Below are 23,213 nucleotides of genomic sequence, written 5' to 3' on the forward strand. Positions count from 1 at the left end.
CTCGGTCACCTTCTACACTAGATGAAGGAACAGTTCCAAAAAGCATGCTTTTTGAGACAGCCGAATGACTGGTCAATAGTTCGTTTCAAAAAGCCATAAAATCAGTTTTGGAACGTCTCAGTGATTCAAGGGATCATTTGAGACGTTTTTTCTATTAGGAGGGGTCTCATTGAAGATTGCATACGGGAGAGTTTTTACAAAGGAGCAAAATGTAGAGCGACAGCTTTTGAAGTTCCGGGAATTAGGGATTGAAGAGCGATTTATTTTTGTGGATAAGCAGAGTGGTAAAGATTTTGATCGTCCGGGCTATCAGGCAATGCGGCTCATGCTTTGGAAAGGTGATCTGGTTTACGTAGGTGCTCTGGATCGGCTAGGTAGAGGCTATGACGGTATCAAAACGGAGTGGCGGTATATTACGCGAGAGATCGGCACGGACATGTTTGCCTGGATAACGAAATACTCTTAAACGAGTGTGCGCAGACCAAAAACCACAGGAGAGTGGTAACCCGGCATGTCTGGGAGGAGAGCAAAGAATGGGTCCGGAACAACCGACTCAGCAAGTCGGGTAAACAGCTGTACCGCAAACGAAAAGAAACGATTGAGCGAAGCTTCGCAGATGTTAAAGAGCTCCATGAGTTTCGCTATTGCCGTTTGCGCGGGCTGCCAAACGCCAGGGGACAAGCGCTGATGACAACAACCGTGCAGAACATGAAGAAGACGGCGACCCACTGGATCGCCGTGAAAAACAGGGATAATCCCCTCTTTTTCACGTTCGCAGTTCGACATTGAAACACAAAAGAAACCCAAGTTCTTTAAATGACCTGGATTTCCCGACAATCTGAAGCAGAGCTTTTATGTCTGCCACCCGCTGCAGCGGGTGGTGGTTTGAACGCAGTTCATGAGGGGATCACGTAAATCATGACTCCGGCGCTTTGTGCTAACCGTCCTCATTAACGCATAGCTGTATCCTGTCGCCATCAAGATTCCGCGCTGCTCCATCACCATATCTTAGTAGTTCAAAGCAGCCAATCACTGCATCTCACAGAGGGCAACGTACAGACATATTGTATTGCCTGTCCTGCATGCAAGGCGGTAAATTCGGCGGAGGAGGATATGTTTCATTCGATCAGGCCCACGTAGGATTCTGCTTAATTTAGGGCTTAGTTCTTATAAAAATGGGAGTGGAATGTGAATTCTTTATGAATCTATAAAGTCGGGCTAGACCGAAATACGAATAAGGCCCCGAAATCGCTGTGCTACGTAAGTTACAGCCTGTTGCATGTGTGGTATTCTTAATTCAGAACTTGGACCGGCTCCCTCTTGATGGAAGGAGGGATGCTCATGAACTTGATCTTGCTACTTACAGCTATTATCCAATTTGCAAGAGAAGTCATAGGTTTAATGCGAGATAAACGAAAAAAGCACTAATCACCTCCACAGCAACAGTGCTTTTTTCGTAATATGTGTTTTTTGCAATCCCGGCTGAGCCGGCCAACGTTCAACTGAACAGAATCCTGATCTTTGGCGAGATTAGGGTTCTGTTTTTTGTAGTCTCATACCTGCTATTACCATATTACCGACCAGTTAGAGTTGGTAAAAGTAACGTTACTCCCTCATTATAACCGAATATAGGTATTAGTAATACCTTTTTATTATGAAAAATGGCTATTTAGGAAGCAGATTCTTGAGCTGATATTAGGGAGATACTGGAGCTCTTATTCAGCTCATGAAATCCTTCGCTTTAGTACAAGTAATGCTTAATATTAGGGTCTAGTTTGGATAGAGGTTTAAATGAGTTATGAATTTCATGAACTTCCGGTGCTAAGTTCGGTGGAGCTGGCTACATGGATTGAGGAAATATTTTTTGTGCCAGTAATTCAACATTGGAAGCTCATCAATCTGGCCACGAAAGCCTACGGTCCATGAAGACGAAAGGTAATACAGAGACCCAAGTGAATTATAATTTATAGGATCAAGTCATCTCCGAGGAGAAAATCGTCAGTGGCGCGTTTGTAGAACAAGCAAACTTTGTCCGTGGTGACCGGTTGCTGGTGAAGAAGAACAAGAAGGCATCCAAAAACTCATCGGCACATCGTACTAGATCCTTTATTTCATTGAAGTGACTGGAGTCAATCTTGTTAAGAATCTCGCTTTATGGGTCTATAATTTGTTCATGAGTCTTAAGAGGCAATTTCTTTAAGTAGAATGAACTAGGAATAGAACGCTTGTTTGGAAGGAGTTGGGTGAAAAAACTCGAATTGTGTATTTATGGAGCATAGCTTTTGGTGTGTTTTCATATATTCATTCTAGTATAAACTTTTTGAACAGGTTCTTAATAGAAGAATATATCATAAAGACTATATTTATATCGATTTCGAGGTGATTTTGTGGATAGTAGAAAACTGATGACAGCAATACAAAGAATTTCCCATGATAATACAAGTTATATGAATCCAACACAAGCAGCAAATCAAGCTGATTCTATAGCTGCTTTATCGGTAGATCTTTATACAGATTCAAATAGATTTATATATGAGCTTCTACAAAATGCTGATGACTCATCTAGCGACACTGAAGGGGTTAAAGTTTGGATAAAAGTATTTAATGATGAATTGGTAGTAGCACATTCGGGTAAAAAGTTTGATGAACAAGATATTCGCGGTATTTGTAATATTAACAACGGGACAAAAAAATCTGACTTAAAAAAGACTGGATATAAGGGGATTGGATTTAAATCAGTATTTGGTCAATCAAATAATGTTTTAATATATACTAACGGCGATTTTTTTAGGTTCGATAGTTCTTATGATTTTGAATGGAAATGGGAAATGACCCGGGATGAGTGGGAAAGGGAGAATAATAGAAATTTTCAATATCCTTGGCAAATAATCCCTATATACACAGAAGTTGTGGAGGTTAGAGCAGAGATAAGAAATTTTATTTCTGAAATTGGTGCGGGTGTTGCAACAGTACTTAAAATAAACCATATAGATGAAACAAGACATGCAATTAAAAACTTATCTCAAAATATCAATATGTTCATATTTTTAAAAAATATCACAGAAATTCATTTTGAAGATAAAGTTATTACAATTGATAGGAGTCGCATAAATAGAATAGTTTTAAATAGAGGAGAAGATTCCCAAAAAGAATGGCTGGTAAATAATATAAATTTAGATGTATCAGATGAGTTGAGAAAGACTCTTGCAGGAGAACGGCATATCCCTCCAAAATTATTAGATACCAACTTTATTGAGATGACTTTTGCAGCACAAATTGATAATACTGGCATAGTTGCTTTAGAAAAAAAGGATAGAGTATTATATTCATATTTACCTACTGGTGAAACAAAATATGAATTTCCAGTGTTAGTAAACTCGAATTTTCTTATATCGGCTAACAGAGAAAGTGTTCACAAAGATTCAAAGTGGAACCAGTGGTTGTTTGAATGCATTTCTTATGAAATTTTCAAATGGATATCTAAGCTAGTGACCTCTGATATTTCATTTGAGGCATATAAATTGATACCAGATGACTGCTTATATGGTGATGATTTGGCGAAATCATATAATAAGGGAATTAAAAAAGCAAAAGAGGACATTGCTTTCATTTTATCTCGTAACAATACAATCATTAAGATTAGCGATGCCTTGATAGATTTTACAAACCTATCAGAAAAGGACTTTATTGGTGAAGAGCCTATTAAAAAATTTATTGTAAAACAAAATTCCAATGCTTCTAATAAATTTTATGCTAAGAAATGCGAATTTTGGGGTTTGTTAAAAAAACATAATGTTTCATGCTTCGAATGGAAGGATTTTGGGGCTTTTTTGAGATCTGTATATTTTAAAGAGACACATTCCATTCAAAAAAATATTGAGTTAATAAAATTCTTGAACTTGTGTTGTAATTCGGAAAAATTTAGAAATGTTACCGATGAATTTGTAAGTAATCTTCCTTTCATTTGGGATCATAAAAATCAAATTAACTATCCCAAACAAGTTTGTTATCCAGCAGCCAGTGATGACAATTGGGATAATGTGGATAATGAATTATCATTTGTGCATAAAGATATACTGGAGTGGTTGTTACGTAATTTGGAAATAAAAAACTGGTTAGAAAGCCTTGGAGTAAAAGAAAAAACTGATATAACCTACATAACGCAAAAAATCTTACCTTATGCAAGTACCTATGTGAATAAAGGCAACGCAATATCTGAAATTCAAAAATTATTCTCATTATATAGAAAAGGTGATCTTCAAGAAAACCTTCTTCATCAATTATCAGAGATAAACCTTATGACTACAAAAAATACATTGGTACAAGCCTCTAAATGCTATTTATCTGATTTTTATAATCCAAGATTAAAAATCGAAAAAATACTTAGAGAAGATATATTTGTTAGTGAAAAATATTGTATAAATACACATGATAAAGATGAATGGAGACGTTTTTTTAAGATACTAGGAGTAAATTATGGTGTAAATAACATACATTATAGTAAGAGAACCAATAAATCTTTATTGGTGAATACAGGGCTAAATTCAGATTATTTTTTAACATCTGATATGGTGTTTAAACCATATATGAGTTCATTTAGGGCGGATGAGTTTATAGATATTTATACTTTATCACTGATTAATCATGCTTTAGGAAACTATAAGTTCTCTAATATGTTTTGGCGTGATTATATTGAAAACAATCAGCCTAATGAAATTGGGGTTGGTGCAACTGCATATTGGGGCAATGATGGGATGGCTGGGCGTACCAGTGGTAATATAGTTGGTAATTATATACCATGGTTAATAAAGAACATGGATTGTATCCCAACACTTTCAGGACAAACACTAGTTTCTTCATCTGTATTTTTAAACACAGATGAAATTAAGGTTGTCGCAGGAAAATATCTACCTGTATTTAGCGGTCCGGAATTATCACAAGAATGGAAAGCCTTTTTCAACTTTAAAACTCAACTCGAACTTGAAGATTATTTGAATATACTCGCACAAATTTCATTGAAAAATCAATATGATGATAATAATATAACAAGCGAAAACTATGAAAGAATACAATTAATATATTCAATTTTTTTGGATAACTCTACTAATTGGAGTTTAGATAACATTGAAATAATTAAGAGTTGGTCAAATGAAAACTCTCTACTAAATAGTAAAGATTCATTTACGGAATGTAACGCTTTGCATTGTTTTTTAGATGGGAACGAATCCATTTTTCAGGGACAATATGATTTTATAAAATTGAATGCAAAGAATAAAAGTCATCCGAATCTCAAAAAAATGTTAGCTTATTTCCAAGTGAAATTATTAAGTCAAAATCAGTTTGATTTAGTATGTGATATTGAAGAGGAATGTGAAGAATTAAAAATAAAGTTGAATAACATTGCTCCATACTTGAAAATATGGATAGAACATGATGAAAATGATGATAGTATTGAAGAAAAATTATTGCAAATGCAAGATAAAATTAATGTTTTAGAAATTTATCAATCAGGAGAACTCAAAATAGCATATGATGAAATGAACTTTGTGAAAAATGTTAATTTACATTTTGATAATGATATACTTTATGTAACTAACCCATGGAATTCAAATAGTGTTCTATTAAGATTGGCGGAAGTTCTTAGCACCTTTTTTGGTTTAGAAGGATATAGTAACAAACTTGATTTTCTATTACGGGCCGAAAATATTGAAATTCGAAAATATTTTTCCCAAGAAGATATTGCAATTCCAGAAGAGTATTTAATAGTAGATGCCGATACAACTACCTCATTACAACATGATGATGCCCTAAAAAAGAATTTAGGCGAAGACTTTTTTGAGGATTCATCTACTGATCAGAATAAGAAAATGTACATAAAATCGCTTATTCCAAGAGCGGTAGATAATGTAGTTAAACATCTTAGTACATTATCTGAATATGACTGTACATCTGCATATGTGATTTCAGAAAGTATTATAGGTGGCATAACTAAAAATGGAAATGATATAAAAGTGGTTGCTAGGCCATCAGATAATGATAAAATTCGAATTTTTTATGATTCCGAATTTGATGTCCTTGAATATGTAGATGCAGAACTTTGGTATGAGGATGGAGTTACACCCCCTAAGCAATTTACACTTGGCCAGCTTCTAAAAATGAAAAAAATTAATAAAATACCAATTAAAAAAATTGATATTAAAGATATTGAAGTAAACAACCCTAAATCTGAAATTTTAGATTTTGATGCAGTGCCATTTTCACCTGAAAAAACAGCTCAGATAATCTCATCGTTTGCTAACACTAAAGGAGGCACTATTCTATTTGGTATAAAAGAATTATCCCCTACAGAAAATGAAATTGTTGGATTAAGTACAGACTTTAATGTGGTTGATATAGCAAACAAAGCAATCTCCATGCTTAATCCTATTCCTATTGTAAGTTTTGATTGGCTTAAAAGAGGTTCAGAATTAGTCTTTGTTATTGAAACAGAAAAGGCAAATGAGAATATACTTTTAAATAATCAAAAATATATTAGAGAATCAAATAAAACTAAGCTAGAATCAATTAATTCTAAGATAAGCCATACCATAAATAATCCGAAAATTGAAAGAACGTTTGCAATTATTATAGCAATTGAGAACTATGCAGTAAGAACAGATAATCAAGTAGATAATGTAAAGTTTGCCATTAAAGATGCTTCACGGTTTAAGGAAATGCTAGTATCCTCAATGGGTATAAGTGAAGAAAATATTTATGAATGGAAAAATGAAGAAGCTTTAAAAAGTAACCTTGATTACGAGCTTAAAAGTTTGTTTTATAGTTTAACTGAAAACGATAGGTTGATTTTTTATTATGTAGGGCATGGCTTTCATGATGGTGTGACAAATTATTTGTCAACATATGATATACATCCATTTAATATAGCTGAAACAGCAATCTCTTTACGTAAAATACTTTTAGATCCTTTGCAACAATCTAGTTGTAAAAATGCATTTATTTTTATAGATGCATGTGCTAAAAGTTTTGATAATAAAAATGAAAGAAGTCATATTGCCAATATTAATGAAGATGAGTTTAAAATTATTTCAAGTAAGTTTGAGAGCTATTCAATATTTCTATCGTGTAATCCTGGACAAAGTTCATATTCTTGTGATGAATTAAAAAATGGAATATGGACTTATTTTTTAACTAAAGCGATAACTGAATCGGTAGATGAAGTAATTCTTAACAATCAATATATTACAGATAGAAAGCTGGGAGATTACTTGTCTCTTAATGTATCCCAATATGCTAAAAACAAACATGATTGGAATCAAAACCCCAAAACAATTCTTGATTCAAGCTATGAAAATGTTTTAGCTAGTGTCAATTAAAGTTCGCAAAAAGCATCAACATCTCAAAGGTTTATGTAGCAAGTATATTTTTTTCTTGAATTTCTTGAAAAATCTTTGGGGGGAATTGTTGGCGCTCACTTTCGTTGACGGAAGCGAGCGCCGAGTAGTATGAACGTTTCGCAAGTTAGACTGCTATAAGATAGTTTTGGTCCCCAAGTACTAAAGAATTTTGAAAAGAACTATCTGCTACGCAAAATTTTGTCGATGGCAGTGTGGCAGAGGGTGTGGTTAAATTCTCTCCGAGTTCTCTCAAACGTCCTATTTTTTGTGCTTTTTGATGATTTACGGTGACACCTTATGGCGCTAGGAAAGTAGGCCTGAAACTCAGAAATCCCTTGATTCTCCAGGGGTTTCTCGGGATTTTCATTCCTCTGAATGGACAAGATTTCCACCCCGTTCCCTTTAGCGGCGATTCAGGTCGCACATGAACTTTCTTTTTTAAAGATTTGGCAGAAATCCGTTATAGCTTGCTATAGCGGTTTTTTGCTGTCCAGCGTACCCAGCTAAGCACGCATTTTCTAACCGGTGAATGCTGGTCACGTGAGGGGCCAAGCCCCCGTGTAGCTAGGATACTTGCGTATGGCGAAATCTGTGCGTAAAGCGTATCAACGAAAGTACCTGTCAGAGACAGGGAGAGCGACACTCCAGGCCGTAACATGAAGTGAATCCTGCCGCGTCGTCAAAAAGGCCTCGCAAGAGGGAAGAGAGGAAGCCGAGTCTCGTAGACATGGATGAAGGCCAAGGAAGCTGTGTTGAACTTGGAGCGACAGCGAGGAATCCTCCGGGCGTATGGGGGATTGGCCATGGTATGAAAGAGGATACATTGAACTGTAGAGACCATCTCCTGCACGCTTTATTTTTTTGAACCCGTAAAGAGGCGCTCTATAAGCTCGAAAGGTGAGGTGTTATTACAAATCTATCCAGTCGAAAGATTGTGAAGGCGAGCGGTTATTCTAATAATGAATAGTGTTCATTGATGGATTAAGTTGTCCTCATTTTGCTATACAACCCATACTTTTTTAGAACATTCTTCGCACGTTCGGCTTGCCTCCATGAGCTATGATCATACAGTAGACATATTGCTCAGAGGAGGTAGGACATCATTGCATATTGTACTTGTTGGCATAAAGCCAGAAATCAGTGATCCCCATTTTAAATTTCATGTATGTGGTACGTTTGAAGAGGTCAAAGAAAGCTCCTTGATCCTCATGCCAGAATACGTCCTGATCCACGAGGATCAGGCCCGTAGCCTCTTACCCTTAGCGGAAGAGATCCCCGTGAAGTTTGTTGTGATTAGTGAGGCAACCAGCCTATCATCAACAGCGGTAAGAAGTTGGACCGCATTGGGCGCTTCGGACGTATGGCTGAACGGGAGCTGGCAAGAGAAGCTGCTCGAAGCCCATCATTTGGTGGAGGTGAAGCCGCAGCTAACCGAAATGCCTGAAATGAACTTCAGTCGAACAGGGGAAAGGATCGTTATCGCTGTAGGCAGTGTGTATGAAGGGGCTGGCAGCACGCATACCGCGCTGCTCATCGCCCACTATTTAGCCCGGTATGCAAAAACCAAAGTAGCGGTGTGGGAAGGTGGGAATCATCCGTGTTTCTCTTTCCTGGAATACGTTAAGGAAGGCGATTTCTCGAATCATCCCCGTTATGAATTGAATAATGTGGCTCTCTATAAGGCTGAGGTATCCGAGTACTGGATCGGATCGCTGATGAGCGACTACCGCTATACGGTTCTGGATCTAGGGGGTTTACAGAACAGCAAGCAGGCTGACCTATTTGTACAAGCCAGCGTTCCTGTACTGGTGGGTTCCGGCAGTGAATGGCGGGTGAAGGAACTGATCTCCTTCTGCAGGGAGCATAGCCGAGTGCCGCAGGAATACTGGCGCATTGCTTTGCCATTGGCAAACGAACCGAATCGGGAGATGGTGGCGGGATGCTTAAGCGGCAGGCCCGTATTTGCGGTTCCGAATCATCCAGATCCTTTTCATTCCCAGGCGGATACCGATGAATTACTTGAAGGCCTCCTATCTCCGATTTTGCAAAAACAGAAAAAGCGGGGACTTGGCCGTTTTTTCTAACAGAAGGTACAATTCAATCATTGCAAAGACCTGAACTGCTTCAAGCATTGAAGCGGTATTTTGTGCTGTCCGGAAAGGGGGTGAAATTCTAAGTGAATCGACAAGGACATATAGGGATGGCGATTCTGGCAGGTTCGGCAGTGCTCTATTTTACGCCAGCCCTGCCTATCGTACCTGCTGCCTCATTGATTGCCGCTGCGGGGATCGGCGGGCTGCTGCCGGATCTGGACCATAAAACCAGCACAGTCAGTAATAAGCTCCAGTTCTCGACAAATACACGAAAGAAATTGAAAGGATTGTCCGTTCTATCGCTGGGGATGGGAATCTTGTGGTTTGTCCTGCAGCAACCAATGCCCTGGCTATGGGCAGCAGCAGGCCTAATCTTTGCCTTAGCCTCTCGACTACGCATGCTCCTCCTAAGTGGACTTGGACTGTTGCTGCTTGCTGGATATGAACTATATAGCCTCCACTGGCTTACCCTGCTTGCTGGCGTTGCCTTGCTGGTAATGCCTTTCGTTAAACATCGCGGGATCATTCATAGTCCGGAGTTCGCCGGTGCCTTGAGCCTTGGAGTAGTCTCTTTTACCGCGACACAGCCGGTTCTGTTCCAGGCGCTCGGTTTTGGCTTGATGACGGGCTGGTGGTCGCATTTAGTGGGGGATGCTGTAACGGTGGAAGGCATTCGTTCCGTACTTCTCCCACGGCTTAAGGTGGCGTTGAATCTGCTGCGAAATGGCGGGGCTGCCGAGCGGTGGATTGCAAGAAGCTGCTGGCTCTGCAGTATCGTAATTTGGCTGATGACATTCTATTGAAAACAGAAGGGAAGAGAAAAATGAAAATCAAAAAGACCGGGACCCTCATCATGATGGTCCTGTTTAGCATGTTCATGTTACCTATGCTGGCCTATGCCGACGATGATAATCCGATCACCAAGATCAAGGAGAAAATGAAGTTTAACTGGAAGGTGCTAGACGGCCTGGATTTTGTATTTACCCCGATTGGCCTCGTGATCTCTTTACTGACAATAGCTACACTGGTGTTTGTGGTCGTCCGGGTGATCATCAAGCTGGTCAAGATCAGTACCGGGAAAGGCACTATCAAGGATAAATGGTTCTGGATTGAAGCAGGCCTCATTGTATTTATCGTGTTCCTGTTCATCAGTGGAGCCTTCTTCAGCTTCCTGGAAAATATCTATAACTGGACATCCACACAGGATCTTGGAGGTGAAAAGTCAGCGTTGTGGACCCAGCCGGACTTTCGCAAGTTAAGGGGCTAGTACAGGTATGGACAACGATTATATCTCAAAAATGAAAAAAATGTATACCGTTGATCCAGGGGTAGTGGATGATTTGAACTGGTTCTTAGTCCTGGCAGGTGCCGCAGGGACAATACTGTGTGTGCTCGCTTTAGCGTACTGGCTGATTTGTTTTTTTGCGTTCCTGTTATCCGCCAGCCGTGGGGTAAAAAGCCTGAAAGATACAAAATTCTGGAAGCGGATGGCGGTAGCGCTGGGGCTGATTCTGTTATTCATGACCGGCTCGGTATTTACCCTGCTGTCACAGTTTTATGATTATATGGCGATATGGGGGTGGGGAGGTTGAGACAACGAATTCGGGTGGTGACCGTTCTGCTGCTACTGTTGCTAGGTTTCACAAACAATCCTCTGACCGTAACAGTACAGGCTTCCCCCAGCAGGATCGTAACTTCAAAACAAGCGGATGTGAAGATGGCCTCTGCATTGCCAACACCAACCACTGTGCCGACCAGTACAGAGGTGCCTGCTGAACGGGAAACGAGCTGGTACATTCCCGGCTGGGTAGACGATATGATTCAAAAAGTTGATGACATGATCCAGTCTTTCAAGGATCTAATGTCCGGCAAGCTGATCAAGGATGCGATTGAAGGACTCATCGTCCTGCTGGTGGATGAGCTCATGTCCCCACTCTATGATGCCTTTGCCAAAAGCTACTTGTTCACGCCGCAAATTGCAGAAATCGCTATGGTGCAGTCAGGTTGGTCACTCTTTATGATCATTGGCCTGGTGCTGCTCTTTATCGGGATCTCGTGGTTAACCTTTAAAATCATTCAAGGCAAAAAGGATCTGGGCAGTTTGCTCAAGGTCTTTTTAGTGTGCTTTGTCGCCACGTATTTCTCGCTCACCGCGCTAAATATCGCCAATGTCGGTATCAACTGGATCGCCAGCAAGATGTTTGAGGGGATTATTGGAACCAGCGGCATTGCCTATGAAGGCTTAGAGGGGCAGCAGATTCTGAAAGCGATGATTGTCGGTGCTGATGGAATTACAGATGCCGCGTATGCTGCCCAAACTCTCGGTGAACTGACCGTGTCTACTAGCGGCGGGATTTTTAATCTGCTCAGTTATTTGCTACTGGTCGTATTGCCACTATATGTGGTTGCCGTACTCAAGACCCTGGTACTCATCTTTATGACTATCATGGTCAATCTGTGGATTACGCAATCAGCCTATACCGGAAAAATGGAGACGCTGCTGGGGTTTGCCAATCTGTATCTGCGGACGCTACTCGTTGGCCTGATCTGTGGTTTGCATTGGGCGATATTTGTGAAAATGCAGACGGACTACGGCGAGGGAGAAGGATTTTGTGCTGCTATAGGTATACCACCCATCATTTTTGCGATTCTCAGTGCGCTGGCGTTACTCGTGTTCTTCTTCTTTTTATGGCTGAAGCCCCTGATGAGAGCTGTGCAGCATCCATTGACACTAAATGGAGCACAGGTGCTCGATTCCATGGGGAAATGGGGAGAACGAACGTCATCGTCTCTGGATTCCATGGGCAAGCGGATGGGCTCGGAAGGTGTGCAGAAGAAGGCACTGAGCATGCAGGAAGCCAGCAAACGGATGCAACAAGCAGCAGATCGTATGCGTACCCAGCGCAGTGTAGGCAAAGACAAGCTGGTCTCAACACTTAGTGGCGGGCTGTCCGAATCGATGCAGGGTATCGCATACCATGAGCCGGAAGAATGGCTTCAAGAGGGCGGTCAGATCCATGTGGATGCTCCGCATGAGCTGGCGCTGGGAGAGTCGGAAATCAAATCCTCGGCGCTGTATATTTCAGAAGTACTGGGAGACGAAGGGTTCCGGAGTGTATCTTTGCTGAAGGCTCCTGCGGCCCAGCGTAAACAACTGACCAAGAAGCTTAGTACCCTGAGGAAAGAGTACCAGGAAGATGTCCAGTGGGATGAGCGTACCGGTAAATTGATTCTGGCCGGGCCGACCCTCGATATGCTGCCCCAGCTGGAGCAGGAAGGATTCGATATCTCTGCTGTACGTGAGGGCATGTACAAGGATGGAGCCTTTGTGGATCTGAATAGTACACCGAAGATTTCACTGCTGACTGAATCCTCGGAAGCGGAGCACGCGGCAGAACAGATCAAAGAAGCCTTACCCCTCTACACACAGGCGAAGCTGCCCCAAGGCAAAGCATCTTCGGCTTACCATGCGCTGCAGGAACGGGCCGATGAATACCCATGGGTGAAGGAGCTGCTGCTGGAGCAGGGCGTGTTATGGTTGCCGGATGATCACCTGGAAGAGGCTACTGAAGTGCTGGAGGGAATGCTCACCCAAACGACCCGGAAGATCCGGGTGAACTTCCCGCGTCACTCCCGATTTGCGGCCAGTATGATCGCCGATTGGGAGCGTACCGGTACATCGGAGGCGCTGGTGGAAGTGCTGGAGCTGGCTAAAGATGAATCGCATGCCTTTATTCCCGAAGAACATTTTAGTGAATTCCAAAAGGCGTATGACAGCTACCGAAAAGGCCGGATTCCCTACTGGCGTGCGAAAGATGGCGCAGTCTATGTCATTAAAGACCGCGTGCCGGTCAACTATGGACAACCGCCGCTGGATGGTCTGGATATGGGCAGCTTTGAACAGTTGCAGAAGGAAATGCTCCATCGGCATGAACAGCAGCGGACCAAGGTAACTCAGTAGGCGAGCACGGCGAAAGCACAAGATGCTGAAAAAACGAAAGGTAAAGGGCAGGTGAAGTAAATGAATCAGGAACAGCAGGAACGGGAAGAGGAGCTGCTGCGTGCAAGCTTTATGGGCGATATCCGTGAGGATGTAGAGTTTCTAGGATTGTCGCTAAGAGATATTGGCTGGATCGTAGGAACCACGCTCATGATCGGGGGCTTCCCCTTTTTGCTTCCGTTCCCGGTGTTGTTCAAAATGACCTGGATTGTAGCCATCTTCATGAGTAGCACTTTGGGGCAATGGCTCAAGTGGCCGTATCGTCTGAAGCGCTACATACATGATGCACAGCAAAAGAAGGAAGGAGCCGGGGAAGACCTCGGTTCCTTTCTTGGCGTAGAGGAAGATGGCTGGCTCTACCGCAGCGGGAAAACCTTGCATGTGGTGTCTTCGTTATCGGCATTCCCGTGGAAAACAGCGGTGTATGCGCAGAAACGGACGCGGATTGGCGGCTTTGAACAGTTTCTTCGTGCCATGGTGCAGGAAGGCTTCTCGGCACAAATCTCAGCGGAGCAGATCCCGGATGTTCGCCTGGAGCTGTGGAATCAGAAACGAAACCATCCGGCGAAGAGTCCAGGTATCCAAGCGATGAAGTTGAACCGCATCGAGATGTGGGAGCGGCTGGCCAGAGAGGGAAAAACGCTGCGCAGTGAATATACACTGACCCTCACGACCTCGGAATCGAAAATCAAGATCAGGGAACGGGCAGATGAACCATCAGATCTAAATCCGGAAGCGCTGAAACGTTTCCGCCTGCTGAGTGAGCTGCAGGAGAAAAAGGATCGCGTGCTCCACACACTTACTTCGCATGGTGGGCATAGCACATCGTTATTATCCGGATTTTCACTGCCGGAGATTGTGGGGCGTTGGTGGGACCGGACCGCATGGGAGGCTTGGAAGATGAATGGAGACTCATGGGCTGAACCCGGTCCATATGAAGTGTCCGAAGACTCGGACCCACTAAATGAGCAGGAGGGATTAGAACTGCAAGGCGAAGAACGAGATGAAAGGCGTTCGCTGTTCAGTCCATCGCTAGTCAAGTTCATTCAGGACGGTCCTCCGGTGGAAGACCACGCTGAGAATGAAGTCATGCAAGACATTCAGAAGGAAAAGATCCCCACACCATTGCTGATCGAGGATGTGGTCCGCGAGTCATCATGGAGAAGCGCATTGCAGCTCGGGAAATGGCCTATAGCACGATGGATGCAAAGCGGTAAACATGGGATTTCCTTTCTTAGAACAACCGGGAGTACAAGGTTTCTCCCTTGGTTTGGCAGGTGGATACAGAATTGCCGTGTGGACTGGCAGAAGGTTAGAGTCCGAAAGGTTAAACTTCCAGCAGCCAAGCTAGAGTACACGCCGGATAAGCTAACGGAAGAAGGGATTCTACCGCCAAAGCTTCCAACATACGGAGCCAATCAGCTTCAAGGGATTATATTACTGACCTCACCCATACCCAGCGGCAAGTCTTTTCTGGCTGCGAATCTTGGGGTGGCGGCAAGTCTATCCGGTACTACCGTGAGCATCGTAGATCTATCGCCGGATCAGGGGGCCCGTACGGTGCTGAATCCGCTGCAGCAACCTTCGGAACTGGACGCCTGGAATGGCTGGTCCGGGAAAGCAGCTGACTGGATGCTATTTACCCCTACACGTTATACCACCTTGCAGGAAGTGGAGCAGCTGCTTCAGCACCGGGCGGCGGAAGATAGACTCGTTATTGCTGAAATCCCCTGGAACTATCCTGAACGGGAGACGCTGCTGCAGCGATATCGTTCCATTGCAGTGCTCGATTGTGATTACCACCATTGGCTGCGTTTCGTTGAAGCAGCCCCGCGCTGGGAAGGGGAGTTCTGGCTGAATCAGAGTACTCCAGACATGGCTCCCCGGATGGACACTCTGCTCAAGGAGCAGTATCAGCAGGCGTATACAGCGGTTTATCCGTATTTTCCATCAGCGGCCTACAGCTTGTATCAGGGCCGGCCTCTGGCACTTGATCCCGACAAACGCAGCTTACTGAACGTACACATAAATAGAGAGGAGACCACCCATGAGCCTGCTCAAACATACGAAGCGGTTAGTTAAACAGTGGAAGAAGCAGCCCCGGCAACTGGTGGTGAACATGGTGGACGGTAAGGATGGGAAGACTGGCCATTATGTGCGGGTGTTCATGGTCCAGGAGTATCCGCCGGAGATTATCGCCGGATATCTGGATCAGCTGGATGGCATCGTGACTCATGCCGGGGCCACCTTGCGTAAGACGATCCGGTATGCGCAAAGCGATATTAAATTCAACACCCGAATGAAGTACAAGCTGAACCGGCTAACGGCCAGTATTAATGATCAGAGTGAAACCGATCCGGCGCGGAATGCAGAGATTGCTGCGAAAGAGACCATCTTGGCCTTACGAGATTCTACGTTATCCAGTGATCACAAGCTGGTCGAAGTGCAGACCTTCTTAACAATATCCGCGCCGAAGCTTCATCAGATTGAGGCGGCAGAGGCGGGGATGAAGCTGTGGTTCGATAACATGTCCGGGAAGCTTAACGAACTGAAGCGTGAGCAGCAAGAGGCGATGCGGCAAACAACCCCGGCCTTTGACCCCTACAGTGATCACAGTGAATTTTTCAACAAGACCCATTATGGGCGGGTCACGACAGATTCTGTCGCTGCACGCACCTACCCCATGACCCGAGGCTCGTTCTCGGATAGCGAAGGACTCTATTTTGGTCGCCGGACCGAGGACGGCGGCTTTTGTTTTGTCAATTTGTGTGATCCGGATGATCCCCGGGCGCAGAACGTGACTGTATTTGGCAAGACCGGCGAAGGGAAAAGTTACTTTCTGAAGGCGCTGGTGGTCTCCTTGCTGGAAGAGGGGGTGCATGTATTTGTCTTTGACCTGGACGGTGAATGGAGGAAGCTCTGTGAGTATGTGGGCGGTGTCTATATTGACCACACCACCGAAGAAGGGCGCTATTTTGAACCGCTGACTATTATGCCAGCCATCACCGAGATCGATGAGGAATGTGCACAGTATAACCGCGCTCGGTACAAAATGGCCGAGAAAAGTGGCGTGCGCACCTTCTCGCTGCTCGGTGAGAATTTAACCCGTCCGGAAATCTTTGAAGTAGGCGAAGCCATTCGCAAAGTCTACCGTGCGGCAGGGATTGAGAAGAAGCAGCCGGAAACGTGGAATGCACCTACCGGACCGAAGCCGACGATTCATGCGGTATTTCGTGAAATCGAAGAGGCGGCTCACAGCAATGCCGATGCCAAAAGCCTGTATGACAAAATCAAGATCTACTTCATCGGGATTTACGATGATATTTTCCAAATCGAAGAGGCCTCCAGTTTTGATCACAAAGCGCCTCTGGTTGTCTACCGGGTCGGCTCCGGTGAAGAGGATGAGTCCAAGAAGGATGAATCGGCCAAGCAAGCACAGATCAAGATGTCGATGGCTTTTGAACAGGTCAATGCTAACATTCATCTGCTCAAAATTGCCGGTGCCGACTTTTCTGCCGTACTGGTGGATGAAGGTCAGCGGCAGCTGCAAAATCCTGAGCTGCGCAGTTATGTCTTCACCTGGTACACGGCTATTCGCAAGCAGAACGGTATGATGATCCTGGCTGGCAACTCCCCGGCCATTATGCTGGATACCGCAGCTGGCGTGGGCATGTGGGAGAACACCAGCGTGCGCGTGTACTTTTACATGGAGCAATCAGCGGTACGTTTACTTTCCTCTCACGCGGATCTGCCACCTGAAATTCAGGAGCTCATTACTCAGAATGAAGGCACGCAGCGCTACATTTTGGAGAACCACAAACGCTACGATGAACTGATTATGCATGTCCCTCCGGAAGAACATGTCCTGTACAAAACGCGAGGACTGAAAACCGCTGGTTAGAGGAGGAGGAGAAGTGGAAGTTGTTAAAAAGGCCAAAGAGATGAAGAAAATCATCGGGCTGATTTCGGCGCTGAGCTCTCCCGGAATAGGTTTAGTACTGATTTTTGTTGGATTGGCAGCAATGATCATGTTGTTTGTCTTCTTGCCGTTCATGATTTTTTCGGATACCGACAGTTATAAGCCACAAACAACAGGCCAGTATGCCTGGATGGCTCCCGTGCAGCTGGACGTGGACGGAACGGCTTACATCTGGCCGGTGCCGACCATAGACCGGGTCTCATCCCCATTTGCACTGCGTGATCTGTTTGGCACCACCCGAATGCACAAGGGAATTGATATTGCGAATGGTGAAGCGAATACTGAGCTACAGGCGGTCTATTCCATGGCTGCAGGAACAGTGACGCTGGCTGGAGCTGCCAGTGGTTATGGTCAAGCGATTATGATCGATCATGGTAATGGGCTGGTGACCACTTACGGACATTTATCTGTTCAGATGAACGTAACGGTGGGGGATGTGGTGAGCAAAGGGCAGTTGATTGGAACCATTGGGGAGGGCATTGTCGGGCGTTCTACCGGACCCCATTTACATTTTCAAGTGGAACTGAACGGGGTGCCTGTTGATCCATTGGAGTATGTCTTTGCTCCAGGTACGGAGCTGCCTACTTTGCCAAGAGAGCTGGGATACCAGTCTTTAAATATTGAGTATGTGCTGCAGTTTCTGGAGAAACGGAAATCAGCGCTGGCAGATCGCAGCCTGCTGCAGATGATCGATGACGCAGGGCGAAGCAAAAATGTCTCTCCCTATCTGCTGATTGCCATTACCGGTCAAGAGCAGTCTTTTGTGCCGAGAAACAATAACCATGCCTCGGAGATTATCCGCAACCCTTGGAATGTATTTGGCTGCTGGTGCAAGGGGAAAGGTGCGCAGCTCTCGACCGGAGAGTCCGCGCAGATTGCGGCGAACACGATCGTTAAGCTGTCTCAGGATCTTCCTGCCGGAAGAGATCCGATCCAGTGGTTGTCGGCTAAAGATAATCCGCGTGGTTACTATGCTGCAGATAACGGATGGTGGATCGGGGTATCCAAGTACTTCAAATTGTTAGTAGCGGGGAGTGGTTGAAATGAATTTAACAGTTGTCATTATCGCCATATTGCTATGGGTGTTTTACAAGAAAGGCAGCAATGGTTTGCCGACCTGGCTCGTCAAAGCGTTGGGTGTATTTTTGGTGATTATGCTGCTGCGCAATTTGAATGAAGCCTATCACTTTGTGTTCGACGAGTCGGATGCGTGGTGGCCTCTCGTGAAAGAGAATGCGGCGCGGTTTAATCAGCAGCTGAGAGATCTAATCCAATCTATGATGAAAGGAAGTTGAGGCCATAGTGAGCACTCCAGATCCACCGCCAAAGGAATCTTTTGGACAATTCGTGAATCGCCTGACCGTCATGGCTGCGATGGGGAGTGTAATCGTATTGTTTCTGGAGCCAGCGCCAGAACTCAGCCAATTGGCACAATTAGTACTCCGGTATGCAGTAACGCTGTGGCTATGCATTGTGGGTGTACCTCATATTGCACGAGTGGCTTGGAAGCATCGGGAACGCATGTGGCCATGGCTTATCCAGTTGCGGCAAAAGATTCGAAACCGAGTATGGAGACCGGGGCCATCGCCAGCAGACAGTTCGCAGAGTAAGCTGCCGAATACCGGGGGTGTGGAAACTATGTGTTCCGCACCTGAGCGGAGAGAAACTAATCATAGGCCAGTTGTGCTTGCAAGCGAACAGAGTGTTCAATCGGGACCCTATGCGCTTTTTCCACCGAACCCTCGGCCGTTTTCCTCTTCTACATTATCGGCAGAACAGGCATCGGAGCTCATCTTCAATACGGTCCAGTTGGCGGGACTGAAAATGGAGGAATCGCCAGAAATTCTTTCTATTGATGCCGGGCCAACGCTACAAACCATTTCTTTTCGATTACCGGCACGGCTACAGCTCAGTGATCTGGTCAAGAAGAGAGATGATCTGGCGAACCATATCGGGCATGACCGGAGTTTTGCGGTGACTTCATCCCCGTTTTCAAGTGCAGCAGCCTTTATATTGCCTCATACCGAACGGGCATTTGTATATATGAGTGATATGGCCCAGGACCTGAAGGTGTTTGCTCAAACAGCTCAGCTGCCTATGGTGTTTGGGAAAGATATGGAGGGCAAACCGATTCTCGTGGACTTAGCCAAATTACCGCATTTGCTCGTGGCTGGGGCAACCGGTTCTGGAAAGTCTGTTTTTATTAATGGGCTGCTGACTTCATTAGCTTCCACGCGTTCACCACAGCAAGTCCAGTTTCTGCTCATCGATCCTAAAATGGTCGAGTTTACGATGTATAACGGGTTGCCGCATCTGATCTCGCCGCCAGTCACTGATCCGAAACGTGCGGCACTAACGCTCAAAAAGCTTGTCGTAGAAATGGAAAACCGGTATCAACATTTTGCGGATGAAGGTGTACGTAACTTGCTGCAATATAACCGAAATCATCCGCAGGATCAGATACCATATATCGTCACTGTAATTGATGAATATGCCGATCTGATGGTCATTGCCCGTGCAGATGTGGAGGAAACCGTGCAACGTCTGACCCAAATGGGACGAGCTGCGGGTCTCCATCTGATCTTGGGGACTCAGCGACCCAGCGTGGATGTGGTGACTGGCGTGATTAAGTCGAATCTGCCGTCCCGGGTAGCTTTTCATTTGCTGAGTGTCTATGATTTCAAAACCGTCATGGACTCAGGTGGGCCGCATTTGCTTGGGGGTGGGGATGGAATCTACATGTTGAATGGTGGTGGACAGAAGAGATTCCAGTCGGCAGCGATCAGTGCAGATGATGATGAGACGACCCGGTATATTGAGGAGTTAAAGCGTTATTGGAAAAATGGATTACGGCTACGAAAAGTAGAGCCGGGAACTGTAGCGGACGGGGATTCTTCTTTGCTTAGAGAAATAGCCGGTAAGGAAGTCCATGAGTCAATTGGTGGTGAGGATGACTATCGGACCATCACCACTAAGCGTGGCTCCATTAGTGGAGTGGACTGATCTGGAGGAAGAGGAAGTGCCACCTATAAATGAGAGTGTGTACGATCAGGTTATTCGCTTGGCACGGGAGCATCATGGTGTATCTGGAAGACTGTTGCAGCATGCGCTTAATGTTGATTATGTGACGGCAGCTACTTATGTGGAACGACTCAGCAAAGAAGGGAAGGTCGAACCTGAGTATGATCCGGAAACGGGGTTGAAGCCCTGGCTGGCAGATAGCCGGCAGAGTGGTGAAGAATTACTGCTACGAATGCAACGAATAATTTGCGAGACAGGCACCGCAAGATCTGCTGAACTACAGCAAGAACTTGGTATACGTAAAGAGAAGGTGTTGCAGTTAATGAGTCAATTGGTAGCACTAGGATTTTTGCTGCCTCCCTTAAGCCCTAAGGCAGGATATACCATTGCTTGGAATGAAGCGCAAATTCAAAGGTTTTTGAATAAAAAATGAATTGAATGACTTGAAGTTTATAGGATATCCCTGCAATATTCATATGGTGATTCCTAGTATTGGTGGTGTTACAATAAGTAGGAAGTAAAGTATTTAGGGGGAATGACAATGAGTTCCATTATTCTTGAATTGCAGAGGGATGCACTTAATCAAAATGTATCTGTTTCTGACTTGCTGCGAAAAGCCTATACTGTATCTAGAAAACTACAGATTACAGAATTTCAAAAGTGGTCCCATTTAGAATTAAATGGATATGAGTTCGGAACAAACGTTACGCCTGACTATAGGGTCATACACGGTGAATTAAAAGCTCTCAATCCTTATCATGGGCTAATACCAGCATACCTAGGCGGAGAATTGGGAGCAACTCTTTCAAAGAGAGATATTTACAGTCCCATAACAGAAGTTGAAGATCAAATTAGATTAGGTGAAAATAGTGATGGGGTCCTATCCTATAATTTTCCGACGGAGGTTCAAATAAAACTAATGAAATTAAGTGGACTTGATTTTCAAGTCTCCCTCCGTTTTCCGACTACTCAGCTACAGAAAATACTAGATAAAGTTAGAAATATTATATTAGATTGGACAATTGAACTTGAGGAGGCAGGAATTATGGGTGAAGGGTTGACATTTAATAGTGATGAAAAAGAAAAAGCTTCAAGAGTTGGAGATACTATCATTAATAACATTGGGAGTATGGTGAACTCTCAACTTCAACAAAAGGCGATTGAGTCAAATCAATCTCAACTTATTCAATCGGAGGCAGTTCAACTCGAACTTAGTTCTATTATTGATGATATAAAAAGGTTTTATGAAGAATTAGAAGATAGGAATATTAAAGAGGAACTGAAAGCAGACATAGATGTACTAGAATTACAATCTAATTCCCCAAAACCGAAGCAAGGTATTATTAAAGAAGCATTAAAATCAATAAGAAATATTGCTGAGGGTGTCACAGGAAGTTTGATTGCGTCAGTTTTACAAGGAAAGATAGCAGCCTTCCTAACAACTCTTAATTAATACCTATATAGAGTAAACTTAAGAATCTAAACTGTTGCATTGACGGTATCCTTGCAGAACAAGGGTACCGTCAATCATCCTGACATTATTCTTAAGTTCAGCTTATATAGTAAAACAATAATGTTATTATTAACTCTTCAAAGTATGAATAAATTTTATGGCGAAAGATTTCCTCGCTTTATGTTTACTATTTGTTACGATTTTAGAATGACCTGAAAGCTGGTGAAAATGATTTATTTCCGCTTTAATATTATCCGTTTTAATTATAGTTCCCGTTTAAAGTTCCCAAGTTCGAAAGTCGAAAACCCTCGTGGTTATAGGCTTTTTTTTGTTTTCTATACCTCCATAGGTTCGGGAACTAAAAGCGGAAACTATAGATATCAGGCGAGGAGGAATTGGAGCAGGTATCTCTGAACGACTCCAGGAATCCAGGAATAGCTTGGCAGCAGATATTATAACTCTCAAAACATTACCATCTTTAAAAACAGCTTGCGCGACTCGCATTCGTTAATCCTGAATCCCATACTTTTTACGTACTTTTCGAACATGTTTCCCTTGAAAAATTTAGTTAATCTTATATCATGCAAGAAAACAAAAAAGAGGCCGCCCAGGCAATCCAAGGGGCGGCCTTTGCGTTGAGGGAGGAGAGTGCTATGCAGGAAGTTGGATTCAAAGAAGCAGGAGAAATGTTGGATACGGCGGTCAGCACATTGCGGCGTTGGGTCGTCTTATTGGAGGAGCAAGGGTACACCTTCAACCGGGGCGGCAAGCGCAGGCAGCTGGATTGGCAGGATGTAGGTGTGCTGCGGGAGGTCAAGCTCAGGCTCCAGGAAGGGACGCTGGAAGAGGCGATTCAGAAAGCTATCTCTTCATCTGTGGTTACGCAGGAAGAACCTGATCAACAGGAATCACAGCCTGTGATCGAGGGAAGCGAATGGGAAGCCTTTGACTCCCAAATAAGTAGCCTGACAGAAAACTTGTTTTGGCACGGTCAGGAACAGGCAGTGAGCACTATACTTACGGCTTGGCGAGCACTCAAGGAGACGATGGGGAGGGAATAACATTGGATAATAAGTACAGCCTTGCTGAGCTGAAGGCCATGCCTACGCTACAACAATCACACACGGATAATCTGAAGAAGGACACCGGAAATGAACGGGTCTGGTTGTCCCGATTGACCGTTGCGGATGGTATGCCCTACAACAATCAGGTCACAGTGGAAGTTTTCTCGAATGGTAAGTGGAACATCGTAGATACGTACCAGGCACAATAA

At 44.1% G+C, this 23,213-nt stretch carries 16 protein-coding genes and 1 pseudogene; all 17 read left to right on the forward strand.

All coding sequences use genetic code 11. The annotated features are described in order from the left end of the window. Positions 1-226: 226 nt before the first annotated feature. The 17 genes and pseudogenes from AC4G46_RS10470 (at position 227) to AC4G46_RS10550 (ending at position 23,213) form a co-directional block, all read left to right on the forward strand. On the forward strand, positions 227-466 hold the full coding sequence (locus tag AC4G46_RS10470; protein WP_491128841.1) for a recombinase family protein: 240 nt from the start codon (positions 227-229) through the stop codon (positions 464-466). After that, positions 460-789, forward strand: a pseudogene (locus AC4G46_RS10475) (transposase); the annotation flags it as partial. The gene AC4G46_RS10470 and the pseudogene AC4G46_RS10475, both read left to right, overlap by 7 nt. Positions 790-2,405: 1,616 nt before the next feature. Further along, positions 2,406-7,373: a sacsin N-terminal ATP-binding-like domain-containing protein gene (locus AC4G46_RS10480; protein ID WP_491127881.1), complete on the forward strand. Its 4,968-nt coding sequence runs from the start codon at positions 2,406-2,408 to the stop codon at positions 7,371-7,373. A 1,124-nt stretch (positions 7,374-8,497) separates the two neighbouring features. Further along, positions 8,498-9,478 carry a hypothetical protein gene (locus tag AC4G46_RS10485; RefSeq protein WP_491127882.1) on the forward strand — a complete coding sequence of 327 codons (981 nt, stop codon included), beginning with the start codon at positions 8,498-8,500 and terminating at the stop codon, positions 9,476-9,478. Between the two features lie 92 nt (positions 9,479-9,570). Next, positions 9,571-10,290 (forward strand): metal-dependent hydrolase, encoded by a 720-nt coding sequence (locus AC4G46_RS10490; RefSeq protein ID WP_491127883.1) that lies wholly within the window; start codon positions 9,571-9,573, stop codon positions 10,288-10,290. A gap of 20 nt (positions 10,291-10,310) precedes the next feature. After that, a complete protein-coding gene (locus AC4G46_RS10495; protein WP_491127884.1) occupies positions 10,311-10,754 on the forward strand; it encodes a hypothetical protein in 444 nt (147 codons plus the stop codon). A 7-nt stretch (positions 10,755-10,761) separates the two neighbouring features. Further along, positions 10,762-11,079: a hypothetical protein gene (locus AC4G46_RS10500; protein WP_491127885.1), complete on the forward strand. Its 318-nt coding sequence runs from the start codon at positions 10,762-10,764 to the stop codon at positions 11,077-11,079. Then, positions 11,076-13,448 carry a hypothetical protein gene (locus tag AC4G46_RS10505; protein WP_491127886.1) on the forward strand — a complete coding sequence of 791 codons (2,373 nt, stop codon included), beginning with the start codon at positions 11,076-11,078 and terminating at the stop codon, positions 13,446-13,448. The genes AC4G46_RS10500 and AC4G46_RS10505 overlap by 4 nt, the downstream gene beginning before the upstream one ends. Positions 13,449-13,508: 60 nt before the next feature. Then, positions 13,509-15,569, forward strand: coding sequence for a hypothetical protein (locus tag AC4G46_RS10510; protein WP_491127887.1), 2,061 nt, complete (start codon positions 13,509-13,511; stop codon positions 15,567-15,569). Next, positions 15,535-17,388: a VirB4 family type IV secretion system protein gene (locus tag AC4G46_RS10515; RefSeq protein WP_491127888.1), complete on the forward strand. Its 1,854-nt coding sequence runs from the start codon at positions 15,535-15,537 to the stop codon at positions 17,386-17,388. The genes AC4G46_RS10510 and AC4G46_RS10515 overlap by 35 nt, the downstream gene beginning before the upstream one ends. 13 nt (positions 17,389-17,401) lie before the next feature. Then, positions 17,402-18,508: a M23 family metallopeptidase gene (locus AC4G46_RS10520; protein ID WP_491127889.1), complete on the forward strand. Its 1,107-nt coding sequence runs from the start codon at positions 17,402-17,404 to the stop codon at positions 18,506-18,508. A 1-nt stretch (position 18,509) separates the two neighbouring features. Next, on the forward strand, positions 18,510-18,761 hold the full coding sequence (locus tag AC4G46_RS10525; protein ID WP_277469900.1) for a hypothetical protein: 252 nt from the start codon (positions 18,510-18,512) through the stop codon (positions 18,759-18,761). Between the two features lie 529 nt (positions 18,762-19,290). Beyond that, positions 19,291-20,469 carry an FtsK/SpoIIIE domain-containing protein gene (locus AC4G46_RS10530; RefSeq protein ID WP_491127890.1) on the forward strand — a complete coding sequence of 393 codons (1,179 nt, stop codon included), beginning with the start codon at positions 19,291-19,293 and terminating at the stop codon, positions 20,467-20,469. Further along, entirely contained in the window at positions 20,444-20,920 is a 477-nt protein-coding gene (locus AC4G46_RS10535) for a hypothetical protein (RefSeq protein ID WP_491127891.1), read from the forward strand. The genes AC4G46_RS10530 and AC4G46_RS10535 overlap by 26 nt, the downstream gene beginning before the upstream one ends. Positions 20,921-21,028: 108 nt before the next feature. Continuing rightward, entirely contained in the window at positions 21,029-21,940 is a 912-nt protein-coding gene (locus tag AC4G46_RS10540; RefSeq protein ID WP_491127892.1) for an AbiTii domain-containing protein, read from the forward strand. A 581-nt stretch (positions 21,941-22,521) separates the two neighbouring features. Beyond that, on the forward strand, positions 22,522-23,001 hold the full coding sequence (locus AC4G46_RS10545; protein WP_491127893.1) for a hypothetical protein: 480 nt from the start codon (positions 22,522-22,524) through the stop codon (positions 22,999-23,001). A gap of 2 nt (positions 23,002-23,003) precedes the next feature. After that, positions 23,004-23,213 (forward strand): hypothetical protein, encoded by a 210-nt coding sequence (locus AC4G46_RS10550; protein WP_491127894.1) that lies wholly within the window; start codon positions 23,004-23,006, stop codon positions 23,211-23,213.

It is taken from the genome of Paenibacillus sp. fava2 (assembly GCF_058313675.1).